This is a genomic window from Phyllobacterium trifolii (assembly GCF_014192095.1).
GTDB classification, from domain to species: Bacteria; Pseudomonadota; Alphaproteobacteria; order Rhizobiales; family Rhizobiaceae; genus Phyllobacterium; species Phyllobacterium trifolii.
In genome coordinates this window covers 265,531-278,082 of the sequence record NZ_JACHXN010000007.1, presented here as the reverse complement: position 1 = coordinate 278,082, position 12,552 = coordinate 265,531, and the positions used below count along the sequence as shown (strand labels likewise).

The window sequence follows — 12,552 nt, the reverse complement described above, 5'->3', positions numbered from 1 at the left end:
GGCATGACACCCTATGAGTTCGCAACCCGGTCCGAAAAAGGCCAAAACCAGAACAGAGCTAACTTATAAATGCGGACACAAAGGGGAGCAGGTCAACGCCGATACTACCAAGGGTGCAGGATTGCACAATTGGTGTGATTTACGCGTGCCAAAACTGATCAATTTAGGGATGTTGATCAAGAAAGATGGTTAGTGAGGGGACAAAATCAAGCGCAGGTTTTTGGAGAGCCGTGACTTGCGTTGTCAAGAATGGACCGTTCGGCATGGCATCCATCCGGTCGCCAACCGATGTATCCTCAACCCGCACACGTCGCCGCAGCGGCCATACGAGCAGCTTCGTTTTCCTTGGTAGTGGACAAACGTCCCTTGCTTGGGCCAATCGCAGTCGTGATGAGCCTGCTCCCTTGGTTTGTGGACACTCTAAGGATGGCAGCGCAAGGTTTTCCTGAACTCAGGATCCATTCAATCTTGGGGCCAAAGACTTTGTCGGAACCGCCTACGGGGATTGGGGCGTCGTTTGCATTGAATGGTGTTCCAGAGAGTTCATCGCCTCGGTTGCCACCACCTCTCCCAAAGACAATGATGGCCTTTCCGTCAACATAGTGCAGGACAGCGGCTATACCAGTGGGGCCTTCGCATAAATGAACGTATTCATCGGGACCCTTGTCTAAGGACCGACACCGACTGACCTCGGTGTAGATAGTGTCGAGTTTGGCATTTGGGGCCCTCGACACTTTGAAGAGACCTGGCTTATTTTCCGTAACAAATTGAGGTGGTCCTTCTGACTCCTCGCCATCATACTCAACCTCGAAAAATTGGTATTTTTCAGAGGACTTCGAATGCATCAGCTTCACATGCTGGCCGGGTGCAAAGAATCCACAAAAGTCAGCAATCATTTCACCTGTGGATCTCTCTTCCAGAAGGACGTCCACGGTCGCACAAGCTATGAAATCGCGAGTTACAACGGCGTTTTGCGAAGCTGCTGACAGTGTTCCTCCTACAAAAGCTACGGAAAACAAAATAGCTTGATAGCTGTTCTTGACTGAGCGTCTCGTCATAAAAGCTCCAGGTAATTTAATGCCGCGCTGCGGCTTATAGTTCTGCTTGCGAAAGGCTCGTTGCCTAACACCAAGGCATTCGCCTACCAGTCCACTTCCGTGCCAGCTGACGCTGTACGAGTGTGTTGCCGACATCACGTCCGTTGACCGAGATCAGAGCGAGTGTCCGCCCGTATCTGTCGGTCATCCTGCCTGTCTTCGGGTCACCACGTGCAATATTGAATTCTTTGCCGGCGATGAGTTCCTTGAGGGCGGCTTTCGCTTCCAAGCCCCGTTTCAGCTCGGAATCGCACTTTGCCTGACTGATCTCGGGAGCGTCGATGTTGGCAATGCGGATCTTCTCTTCTCGCGATTGTAGTGAATGGTATCTCCGTCGACGACATACAGCTGTTGTCTGCTGATGGCTTGCCCAACGAATGCAACTGCTGTGGCAGAAGCGTTTTGGGGAATGATAAGTGGGGTCACAAATGGAAATGCGATTGTTCCGATGAGAACGGCCGTCGCTGCCCAAACGTTTTTCTTCTTGGGGTTCGTTTGATACTTGAGCCCATCCCGCCAGTTTGAGGGTGCCCCCTTCTTCTTTCGCCCGTTGTCGACAATTAGTCTTGGCTGCTTGCTCATTTGTCCCCCATCGTGATGAATGTAGCAAGCAACCAATAAAATACCTTTGATCAATTATCTAAACTTTGCAGCGTCACCAATCTAAACGGTGGGCAAAATCAGTGGAGACACAAATTCAAGGCCGTCGTGTCAAGTCGTTCGACTACGGGGCAGTACGCTATTTTAGACGGAGCGCTTCTGCGCGGTCCGCCGAGGTAACTCACCAAACGGACGCGGTGGATGGGGCTTCAAATTCTTGGGTGGGAATTAAGAGTTGACGTGCGCAATAGGTCGGGTCGATCCACTTTGATGTAAGTAAAGCGCTGCTGTCAGATACGCATCTTCAAGTGCGCCATGCATTCGTGACACACGGGATTTACCGATACGGTTCAGTTCGCACCCCCCCAAGCAGCACTGGAATGACACAGGATTTGTTCATGGGCTCGCCGGGTGACGCATTCGTCGCACCAATCAGACAAAATCGGCCGTGCATGCACTTTGTTAACAGAACCTAGCATTTAATAGTTAGAGGTCACAGTAGCGGCGCATTATTGCGTTTAGCTTAGAAAAGGCTATACCGTGCATAATGAAGAATCGTGTTGTACGGCACGACGAGGGCAAAATGAGCTACGAACCCAAAAAAGCCGCGCAGTTGATTGCGTCACTTATCATTAAGAGTGGTGGTCAGTCCCTAAATATCTTGAAAGCTGTCAAGCTGGTTTACCTGATTGACCGCGAGAGCATCCAAAGGTTCGGATTCCCGATCTTGGATGAGACGCGGGTTTCCATGCCAAAAGGTCCGGTAAATTCGACAACGTACAGCCACATCAATGGCGAATACGATCTGGACGAATGTGGCTGGTCTGAATTCCTTGAGGATAGGGAAAATCATAAGATAGCCCTTGCTGCGGAAGGCATTTCAATTGACGATTTGGACGAGCTAAGTGATGCCGATATTCAATGCGTCGAAGCGGTATGGGATAAGTTCGGTCAATTGACGCAATGGGAGTTGGTTGAATGGACCCACGATCCCAAAAACATCCCCGAGTGGGAAGACCCTAATGGCGGTTCCACCGTCATCCCGTTGCAACGGATTCTCCATGCCGTTGGCGTTGAGGACGCTGAAGATTTCGTGGACACAGCAAAGGCTCACCGGGCGATAGATAAATCCTTCGAGCGCGCTCGGGTGCATTAATTGGTTGCCCAAGCAGGGACGCTACTCATTCCCTCGGGCCCAGGAAACGACGAGTCGAGGAAACATCTCCACGTCGTTTGCACCAATCCATGTGCAAATGGAAATCAGGTAATTGTTTCTATCACGACGTGGACCAACAGCCTGTGCGATGCAGCCTGTGTCCTGCAGGCTGGCGATCATGATTGGATTAAACACCAATCGTGGATCATGTACCGCAAATCCCGTATCGAATCCGCCAACACGTTGAACAATGGCGTTCAAAATGGAGAGTTCACACCAAAGGCCGATGTGAGTGCCGACGTGTTGGCTCGTGTCTTGGCAGGACTTTGTCAGAGTATTCAAACGCCTCGGAAGATTAAAAAATATGTCGGTTGCGCTTAGCCATCTTGGCAGGACTCTGCTCACTTGCTTGCTCTTCGGCCACCGTGGGGCGGGTCTCCGACCGTAAGCAGGTCAATCTCCGCCGAAGGAACGCTCGGCCCGCTGGCCTGAGGAAACATATCAGGAGTCGCGATACGAGGCATTCTCGCCCTGAAACGGGACATTTGTATCGGGGCATCGACCTCTTTAGCGTAGTGCGAACTTCCCATCTATTGAGTCTTTTCACGTCGACGCTTGACCGTCCGCACTTCCGGAATTTCCGCGATGAGTTCCTGCACCCCACTCGGCGCATCAACTATCGCCATTTTCCGCCCTCAGTCGATGCACGCTGGCAGTACGTGAGCATCGACAACATCAGGTTGCAGGGATCGCATTTTCCAACCTCAGATAGTTACCTCGTTCCAACGCCTTTGGGGGCATGGCGATTATCTCGTGTAGGTGGTCTGGATTCCCGACCAGCACAACAGTTTCGATGCCACGAGTAATGGCAGTGTAGAGCATCGTGCGGTCGAGCAGCTTCGAATTGACAAGCGGTATGATCACTCGGCGAAATGCCGACCCTTGAGCCTTGTGCACGCTGATCGCCCAGCCATAAGTCAGCTTTTCGAGATCGGCGGAAGTGATTGCGTCCTCAGTCCCGTCATCGAACTTCACCCATGCACCCTTGGCGTGGGGCCTCATCACCACGCCAAGGGAGCCGTTCATGAATCCGCAGCAGATTGGCCGGCTTGTCGTTTTATCGATCAATGCATTGCCCGCTTCATCAAGCTGCGGCGCTTTCGAATAGTCGTTCCGCAGCCACATAACCTTGGAACCGACGCTCAGGCCCCAGTTCTCGATCTTCCGCTGGCGGGCCATGTATTCGCTTTCGATGGCACGGTTCAGGTCCTTCGACCCGGCGGACCCGTTCTTTATTTGAGTGAGTATCTGCACGTCCATGTCGTGCAGGGCCGCCGTCTTCTCATTCGCGGGCACAGGACCGCACATGGCCCTGAACGCCGCTATGGTCTTCGCCGCGACCTCCTCCTTCGAGGCAGGGAAGAGATAGACACCAGGAGACGAGGCAACGTTCGGGTCGAACCTCCGGAGACCTACAGGATTGCCCCGCCGGACGGCTGAGGCAATGGCCGGAATGCCTGTGGCATTATCCTGGCGATGAACGACGTCCAGATTGACCGAGGGGATGCCGCTCGTCTTGACCATGGTATGGAACGGTAGACCCGGTCCTATCGGGGCAAGCTGGCCGGGATCACCGATAAATATCAGTTTGACCTCGTTAGACACCTGAATGAGTAGCCTGTAGACGGTGGGGGTGTCGAGCATTGAGGACTCGTCGAAGATGATGGTTCCACCCCGAACGCGGCGACCCGCATCCTCAATGTCATGGACCAGGCGGGAAAGGGTGCTGGCGGGACGTTGGGTCGCCTCGGCGATCCTTCTCACAGCCCGTCCCGCCAATGCCACCTGCAGATGTTCGACCCCGTCGCTTTGTGGGGCTGGAAGATCGTCCCGCAATGCCTCCAGTGCGGCAAGTATCGCCCGGACAACGGTTGTCTTGCCAGTGCCAGCGCCGCCGCGAAGCACACTGACGCCGCTGGACGTCGCCATGAACACCGCTTCGCGTTGGGCATCCGTCAGACGGTATCCGATCTCCTCCTCGACCTTGGCAATGGCGTCGACAATCAGCTTTCCATCAAAATTCGGTTGCTGCCGACGAACCCGCTCCGCGATCAGACGCGCTATTTCATCCTCCATGAACCTGCACGCCCGTGATTGTAATGTCTCGGGGTTCGGAGACACTACACGCCCGGTCGCAAGGGCGACATCGACGGCCCGCGTCGGATCATCCTCCCATGGGGACAGCAGTCGGCGGACCAGTTGCTTCACGACCGGAGTGGGGGAGGCCATGTGTCCGGCACGGAACCTGATGGCCAGGGCTTCCTCGACGGCCGCCGCAATCCGTCTGCGATCGTCAAGGACAACACCAAGCCGAAGTGCTCGAGCATCCACGTCCTGCCAAGGCTCCAGAAGCGTCATCGTGTAGGGGTCGACCTTGATCCGGTCGATAGCGCCAAATCCCCAAACACGGGCTGCCGCTCCTGCGACACGGGGCGACACCCCATATCGGTCGAGCCAGCGGAAGACTTCAACTTCCTCTGATAGCATCCCGAAGCCGTCCACAATGGTGACAGCGCGGTCAGCGCCGACAATCGCTGCAAGAGCTTTCAGGTCCCGATCCCGAATGACGTCGTAGATAGATTCGCCGAACCCGTTCCAAAGCCGATCCGCCGTCGCCCATCCGACGCCGGGAAAGCGTTTGTCCGTCGCCAGATGGCGGATGATCGCACGACCTTTAGGAACGAGGGGAAGCGACACTTCGGCATAGAGTTGAGGACCGAAGTCACGATGCGGCTTGATCTCTCCCGTCACCCGCCAGGTCTCGCCGACGACCGGGTCGCGCGGCGATCTCTTCGATTGAACAAGCGCTCGCCGAAGATGGCCGTTCTCATCGCGGCCGATGATCACATGGTCGCCGAAGCGGCTCTCGTGAATGGAGGTGATGGCAAGCTCCCAGCTTGCGGACTGCTCAAAGCGCTCACCAAGGACCAGGTTCGTCTGAACATCGGCACCACCTCGTCGCTTAGTGGTCCCTACCACGGTGCTCGACTCTCCGTTCACTGCGGCCACCCACGCCGTTCCGCCGCGGGTCCCTGCGCCTCGTTCACTGCGTGCCACTCACCATGACTTTTAGGGACCGCGACGACGCGGCTCCGAGGACCAGACTCCAGAAACCCAATCATGGAAGCCGACCAGTCTCTGCCATGACGGCGCTCAACCTCTTCAGACGCTCCAGTTCCCGCAGCAAAGAGGCATTCTCGGCCAGTAGCCGGAGGTTGGTTTCTTCCAGCGCCATCTGATCGCCCTCCGTCTTTGCCTTTTGCTCGCGGATCGCTTCCGCCTGCTCAAGCCGTGTCATGTCCGCCTTCCGGTCTATAGCATCGGCTTCACGCAGGATTTCATTGCAACGGGGGTTGGTTCGGAAGACCTGTCGGTCAAAGCCGCATTCCCTGGCGATGATGCTTTTATTAAGATCGACGCCATACCGGGGAAGCGGTTGATCCTTGCGCTGCTCGAGGTATTCAATAAGGGAGTCGACATGCTCCTGCGCGACCTCGATGCCGCTCTTGCCCTTCCCACGCGCCATCAGGTGTTCCGCCTCGACGACAGGCTTGTGACGTCCACTTTCGGCAGACTGCCCATTTTTTCCAGACTATCTACGGTTGATTCGTACCGATCGAAGAAGCGTTTCCAGGTGGGAAAGCCGCCCATCTCAGCGACCGACAGGATCATGGCTCGGTGCGAAGCAATCAATAGAGTCTTCTCGGCGTGAAGTTGTTCGATCTCGGCGTTCTTAGTTGCCACCAAACGCTCAAGCTCGGCGCGGGATTTCTTGCTGCTGCGGTCGATGGCGGCACGTATGGTCTCCTGCTTTTTGACCGCAACCTTTACTATCTTCGACCGAACTTCGTTCCGGGTGATATCGCTCGCGTGCTTGAAGACCCCCTCACTGCGCCGGCACACCGCCCTCACGGTGATGCCCTCGTTGTCAGCGATCATCGCCTCCACAAGCTCCTCGAGAATTTCGTTCTTCTCAATCATCGAGGTCCCTCACACGTTTCATGGTGTCAATGAGCGTGTTGCCGAACTTTTGCTCCGGCGTCACAGACAAGTCCTTTCCGTCGGGGAAGACCTGCATACCGGGGTCTGCGGCGAGCGCCTTTATGATGTTGTCATGGCGGATGCGAGCATGCGTAACTTGGTTAGCCCAGCCAATGTTGCGGCGGTTTAGGGGCAGGGCTTCCAAGGTGATGATCACCTTGGCAAACTTGTCGCGCATCCTTTCGAGGTGCACCTGTTCGGACACGACTTTGGTCCTCGACAGATGCAGACATCCATTGAAGCATTCGAGATGTTTCGGGCATGGATCACTGGTAAAGCTGTTCATGCAGAGGCCGTAGGGCGTGACATGCAAGCCGTCCGCCTCGGCATTGAGGTAGTCGAAGGCCGCTTCATCGCCGTATTCGCGCTGAACACGACGGAACTCCTCGACGATGGGACCCCGCACCTTGTTGGCCGTGATCATCTTGAACACCTGCAGTGCCCTGTCGCCGAGCATTTCCTCGGCTTCCGGTGGAAGATCGATATCCGCAAGGTCCTCGGCAAGACTTCGGTGATCGTAGACGTCGCTTTGCTGGACGCTGCGGCGGTTGAACTTCTTGGTGATGATCGTATCGGCGACGCCCAGCCGAAACAACTCGGTGTTTTGGAGGTGACGAACTGCATGCGTCTTCATACGCAAGGCCCGGTCCTCTTCCGTCTGACCGTATCGGGCGAAGATACAGGTGGCACCGCCGTATCCACCAAGGATGGTCTTCAGGTCCTCGACATCAAGCCGACCCACCGCTGAATAAAGCGTCGTGTCGAGAACGCCATCGTTTCGGCCCTCGATGAGATTCCTGACTGGCATGATGAACATGAGGTCGTACGGATAGAGCAATCTCCCATCCGTCGTCATCGTCGGCCTCGTATCAGAGCGCTTCGTCAGTCGGTTCTCCCGGATATACCGCTCGACGTCACCAACCCGGACATGGGCAGACCGCCAGTCGATACTGCCGCCAAAGGGGATGCCTGACGCAGCTCTGACCGGAATACTGCGCTGCGGCACCTTGGTCCAGAATCCCGACAGACTGGCAGGTTTGCCATCGAGTTGAAGTTTCCGAAAGCTCTTTAGGAGCTGCGGGTCATAACTTTCGCGGTATCTCTGGACCAGCTCTTGCGGTAGGCCGGCGTCCGAGAAGACGGCATTCCCGGTCATCCGCACATACATCTCCCAGGCCGAGACAAGAGCGTCCTCGGGATACTCCGGAAAAACAAGCCCCGTTTCGGTCTGCCGTCTCAACCGTTCGCGCAGCGGCGCGGTGATCTTCTCGACATGGTCAAGGGTCTCGACGAGAATCTCCTCGAACATGGGCGGGACATGCTGGGTGTTTTCGTAGAACGACAGACCTTCGGCCCGCTCGTCCTCTTCCTGCTTCTCGGCGAAGTGCCGGATCATCAGCGAGCGCGAGAAGCCGCCACGGTGTCCGGCCGGACGTCCGTCGGCGTCAAGATACTCGACCCACCGCTTCCAGTCCAAGGGCAGGCTGGCCGTCTCCCCGATGCGAAACCCCATGATGATCTGGACCTTGAAAGCCGCGAATCTGATCGCGTCCGAGAATGTCCGGGGCGTCTCGGTAAACACGATCCGCACCAGCTCCCAGAACGCACGCTCGTCGGGCAGTTTCGCGGCGGATTTTCTTTCTGCCAGAGAGCGGCGGAGGCCTTCCTTTCCTCCATGGGCATTCTGGCGTTTTCGGAGAGTCTCAGCTTGACGCTGGGCGGAAAGGGATTCGTTCGTCGGATAAGGGGTGCAAAACCGGACAAGTGCGGGAACGTCGGAAAGTTTCTGCCCATCAAGGATGTTCCTGACCGTGGTTCCAAAGTCGAGAGCCAGCTTCCCCGAATCCGCAGAGTGCAAAACCGCATTGTAGGCCTGCTGTATCTGCTCCGGCGTGACCGCCCACGGCGGGGCGTCTTCGGCAGCGGGCGCTAACCGTCTTATGCCTTGTGCCATCTGCATTGCGCTTAGAGGCTTGGTCTTGCGAACAAGAAGCTGATGCACAAATACTGCCAGGTACAGATCGAGCCAAAATTGCGACATCGGACCAGTCGGGAGAACCCTCTGGTTCATTCGCAACCTGATCTCGTTCAGTTTTTGGAACGCGACTGGATCGACACCGATTTGCCCAAGCCAAAGCGTGGGTGGCGGCAACATACCAACCAGCGCTGTTAGGTTCCAGCGAGTGTCTTTGCTAACCTTCCCCTGATCGTCACAAACGAGGTTCCAGTTGAGGTTGCGCTCCGCAGCCAGCCTCTTGGCCGTGGCGATGTATTCCGCATAGAACGGGTTCATTCCTCATCCTCGTTGTCAGACTTGAGCTCTTCGACCACCCGACGAACGGCGTCGAGCGTGCCCTTTAGCTGGGCATAGGCGGGAGATTGCTGGTTGTTGCGCGACGCGGCGGCGAACTCGGTCACCACAGGACGAAGGCTGTCCAGGACCTCTTCGTGGATTTCGGGATCATCCAATGGCATGAACCGAGTGCAGGTGTAGCAGGAAAGCACGGGGTTCTTCATGCAGATGTTCTGGCCGAGATCGCAACCTCCTATGCCTGCGATAGGAATCCCGTGCGGCACAGCTCCGATCTGCTTCTCGGGAGGAAGGCCGAGCAGCATCGCCTTGTCGATGGTCTTGGTCTTCGCGATCTTAGCGACGTTGGCATAGATTGGCGATATTGCCAGGGCTTCGTTGATCCGCTGCGCCTGCGCGGGCGACTTGTCGAAGTAGACGTTGGCGATGCGGTCACTGGTCTGCCCCATGAACTCGGTCAGTCCCGCATGGGAGATGCCGCCGTCCGCAAGGCGTTGCGCCGCCGTGTGCCTCAGATCGGTCGGCGACCATGCTTCGTCGGTCAAATACCCGGTCAATTCCATTATCGCGCGGCTGACGCCGTGAGGGGTGAGACCGAAGAAGAGGCGAGGGGGCACGCCCTGCTCCGGCAGGATGGCTCCGCCTTCCCGGCGCTTGACCAGCTCGTTGAACAACGGACTCCATTCCCGCTTGACCCGCCTGGTCACGCGGATACGCTTGTTCATATCCCTCTGCTTGATGAGGGACACGGCAACGTGCACCGCGCCAGTCGAGAAAAGTCTCACGTCCGCGAGTTCAACCCGGGCGATCTGGCCCGGCCGGAACGCATACTGGTACGACATGCCGAGCATGCAGACATCCCGCAAATCTGTTCCTGCGACTGCAGCAGGCTCGGCGGCCAACGCCGCGCACATGCTGTCGATGTGGTTGACAATCATGGCCTGCTGGTCGAGCGGAAGGAAACAGTCGCCGATGCGAACAACACGGTACCTATCGACCTTTGGGCTTTTCAGACCTCGGATGATCGAAGCGGCGGGAGGCGTCCAGTGACCAATATTTAGGCGACAAAGGGAATGGAGCACCGCTCTCAGTGCCCAGCTTTGCTCAGCAGTGACTCTCGAAAGAACAACGGTGTTCCAATGAGCCCGCGCGTCGAAGGGCGTTGCCGCAACGAGATAGACCAGAGAATCTAAACCGCACCGTGAGATGTAACTATGGACACGCCTGCAATTTATAGTGACCGTGTGCGGATCAAGTCTCTGTAGCCAATCTACCACCACGTGTCGCATGACGAGCGCTGCATGGTGGTAAGCTACAAAGTCAATCCGATGTGAAGTGCCGTCTAGGGCGAGGGTGATAATAGGGTTGTCGGCGAAATTTCGGAGTGATTGCATCTCGTTGGTAAAGTCATCGAAGTAACGCACGACAGGCGGAAGCGGCGGGAGACTTACCGTCAGCTTGGTAATATCGGCGAACAACTCAAGGTCGGATCTGGCAGTATTCATTGGCCGGACTCCGGAATCGCCCGTCTCAGAGCATCAACGAAGAGATCGAACTTCTCGTCCCACACCTCGGCAAGGCTGGTCTCAAAGTAGGCCTTGGCGTAGAGGCGGGGCATATTTGACTCCTCCGACCAGCCGAAGAAGCCGCGCAGCTTCTCCTGGGCCTTGTCCAAGTCATTGCCGGCGTCCTGGTATCGTTTCATGCGCACGACGGCCGAGGTGTGACGGAAATCATGACAGGAAACGCCCTCAAGCCCCTGTTTTTCCAACGATTTGATGGCCTCCGCGGAAAGCGCCTGTGTCGCGACCTCGAAGATTTCACTCAGGGTGCGCAACGACAAAGGTTTGGCTTTCTGGGAGATCAGCAACTGCGGATAATTCACGCGGCCGCGATAGTTGCGGATATATCGTTGTGCCAACTCGATGATCTCCTGCGGCAACGGAAGCTGACGCCGGGAGTATTTCGTTTTCAAGCCGGGTTGCTCGTAACGGGGATCACCGTCGTCAGTTTCCTCTACGTCCAGCCAGTGAACCATCTTGCCGGCAACAGGATCGAAGTCCTCCTTGAATGAGCTGGAATACAGCAGGGCTGCTTCGCCGCGTCGTAATCCAAGGCGCAGCAGCAGCATAAAGATCAGGAGGTTGCGCCAACGGAGCTTCTCTGTCTTGAAGGGGTTACGCGGTGAATCCGGCCTGAAGATTTCGTAAAGGTCCTCAATCACCAAGGGCGGCAGCGCGCGGATGGGCGGGGCTGGCCTCTCGGGGTTTGGCGTGAGCTGGCGGTACAGCGTGTCAAGCCTCAGGAGCCTTGCCTCGATTTCAGATGCCCGAACACCGGAAGTGTGTCCGGCATAGCGAAGCATGTCGGCCACGAAGCTTACCGCCGACATCCACGTCGATGACTTGTCAACGCCGGCGATGGCGGCCTCGTTGCGCAGCTGAGCCAAAAGACCGAGAAGGCAGTTTTCGAGTGCATCGGCATCGGACTTGGCGATTAGCCGATCGAGACAGTCACTCCCGCACTGGCGTTGGACGGCATCATAAAGCAGATCCAAAGCGGATAGGTGTTGGCGGCGGGTCGAGGGCTCGAGCGAGGTTTTCAAGACGTCGCTCCAGATCGTCGCCCAATAACGCGGCAGGTTCGAATGTCGAACGCAGACAAGGCCTCCAAGTGCCTCAGGAGCAATTCCGAAACGTGACAGGGACACGGGCATCATACGGGCCTTTCGAATCTTAAAGTTACTCAAGCTGGGCAGGATGTTCCGGTCGTCTGAACGATCGTCACCGTGCTGTTCTTTTGACGTCGGGGGCGGACTTAGGGCCGCAGCGCAGAAATGAAGTCGCACTGAAAAAGCCACACGGGCGGCAAAGCCTCACATCGACAGCCCCCGGTTTCACCGTTCGAGGTCGAGTAGGCGAACCGTGCACGCTGTCGATTTTCTGGTTTGTAGGATCAGGGAAATAGCACTTCATCATCTCGTCTCCGCATACTTACGCACAAGCGTGATGATGAGCCCGCCGGAGGTCAAGATAGGTCCTCGCTTGACCAAAAATGGAAAAGTGCAACTTATCTTTTTCTCGAGAGAAAAATTCTAACGCATTATTTTTATTAGACCTTGAAGGATTCAAATAGTTCTCAAACAAATTTCTACGAAAGGATTCGCGTTGCGCGTGCAAGATTTCATTTTGAACAAGCGCCGCCTACTTTTTCTGTGGATTGGTGTGGATAACCTTAGAATAATTGACTTGCTACAGACGATCCTCCCAACTGCAACGGAATCAGAT

General features: G+C 56.2%; 9 protein-coding genes and 1 pseudogene. 1 reads left to right on the top strand and 9 read right to left on the bottom strand.

All coding sequences use genetic code 11. The features are described 5' to 3' along the window. Positions 1-296 precede the first annotated feature (296 nt). The 3 genes and pseudogenes from FHS21_RS13460 to FHS21_RS30675 all read right to left on the bottom strand — a co-directional run. Positions 297-1,058 carry a hypothetical protein gene (locus FHS21_RS13460; RefSeq protein WP_183662246.1) on the bottom strand — a complete coding sequence of 254 codons (762 nt, stop codon included), beginning with the start codon at positions 1,056-1,058 and terminating at the stop codon, positions 297-299. A 64-nt stretch (positions 1,059-1,122) separates the two neighbouring features. After that, positions 1,123-1,569 carry a thermonuclease family protein gene (locus FHS21_RS31530; protein WP_183662244.1) on the bottom strand — a complete coding sequence of 149 codons (447 nt, stop codon included), beginning with the start codon at positions 1,567-1,569 and terminating at the stop codon, positions 1,123-1,125. 272 nt (positions 1,570-1,841) lie between these two features. Next, positions 1,842-2,051, bottom strand: a pseudogene (locus FHS21_RS30675) (3'-5' exonuclease); the annotation flags it as partial. 229 nt (positions 2,052-2,280) lie between these two features. On the opposite strand from FHS21_RS30675, the gene FHS21_RS13450 reads away from it, so the two are divergent. After that, positions 2,281-2,853, top strand: coding sequence for a Panacea domain-containing protein (locus FHS21_RS13450; RefSeq protein WP_183662242.1), 573 nt, complete (start codon positions 2,281-2,283; stop codon positions 2,851-2,853). Positions 2,854-3,588: 735 nt separating this feature from the next. On the opposite strand, the gene FHS21_RS13445 is transcribed toward FHS21_RS13450, so the two are convergent. The 6 genes from FHS21_RS13445 to FHS21_RS13420 form a co-directional block, all read right to left on the bottom strand. Beyond that, positions 3,589-5,892 (bottom strand): ATP-dependent DNA helicase, encoded by a 2,304-nt coding sequence (locus FHS21_RS13445; RefSeq protein ID WP_312879874.1) that lies wholly within the window; start codon positions 5,890-5,892, stop codon positions 3,589-3,591. A gap of 139 nt (positions 5,893-6,031) precedes the next feature. Further along, positions 6,032-6,439: a VPA1267 family protein gene (locus tag FHS21_RS13440; protein ID WP_183662238.1), complete on the bottom strand. Its 408-nt coding sequence runs from the start codon at positions 6,437-6,439 to the stop codon at positions 6,032-6,034. Then, positions 6,439-6,894, bottom strand: a complete 456-nt coding sequence (locus FHS21_RS13435; protein WP_183662236.1) for a hypothetical protein — start codon at positions 6,892-6,894, stop codon at positions 6,439-6,441. The genes FHS21_RS13440 and FHS21_RS13435 overlap by 1 nt, the downstream gene beginning before the upstream one ends. Beyond that, the gene (locus FHS21_RS13430) at positions 6,887-9,247 is read right to left on the bottom strand and encodes a hypothetical protein (protein ID WP_183662234.1); all 2,361 of its coding nucleotides are present in this window, start codon (positions 9,245-9,247) and stop codon (positions 6,887-6,889) included. The genes FHS21_RS13435 and FHS21_RS13430 overlap by 8 nt, the downstream gene beginning before the upstream one ends. Next, the gene (locus FHS21_RS13425; RefSeq protein WP_183662232.1) at positions 9,244-10,770 is read right to left on the bottom strand and encodes a tyrosine-type recombinase/integrase; all 1,527 of its coding nucleotides are present in this window, start codon (positions 10,768-10,770) and stop codon (positions 9,244-9,246) included. Before FHS21_RS13425 ends, FHS21_RS13430 begins: the two co-directional genes overlap by 4 nt. Next, positions 10,767-12,125, bottom strand: a complete 1,359-nt coding sequence (locus FHS21_RS13420) for a tyrosine-type recombinase/integrase (RefSeq protein WP_312879873.1) — start codon at positions 12,123-12,125, stop codon at positions 10,767-10,769. Before FHS21_RS13420 ends, FHS21_RS13425 begins: the two co-directional genes overlap by 4 nt. Positions 12,126-12,552: the final 427 nt, after the last annotated feature.

Bases quoted from the DNA above. Each gene is read 5' to 3' on its own strand.
- FHS21_RS13435 (WP_183662236.1), bottom strand. From the start codon at position 6,894: ATGATTGAGAAGAACGAAATTCTCGAGGAGCTTGTGGAGGCGATGATC.
- FHS21_RS13460 (WP_183662246.1), bottom strand. From the start codon at position 1,058: ATGACGAGACGCTCAGTCAAGAACAGCTATCAAGCTATTTTGTTTTCC.
- FHS21_RS13430 (WP_183662234.1), bottom strand. From the start codon at position 9,247: ATGAACCCGTTCTATGCGGAATACATCGCCACGGCCAAGAGGCTGGCT.
- FHS21_RS13450 (WP_183662242.1), top strand. From the start codon at position 2,281: ATGAGCTACGAACCCAAAAAAGCCGCGCAGTTGATTGCGTCACTTATC.
- FHS21_RS13425 (WP_183662232.1), bottom strand. From the start codon at position 10,770: ATGAATACTGCCAGATCCGACCTTGAGTTGTTCGCCGATATTACCAAG.
- FHS21_RS13440 (WP_183662238.1), bottom strand. From the start codon at position 6,439: ATGGCGCGTGGGAAGGGCAAGAGCGGCATCGAGGTCGCGCAGGAGCAT.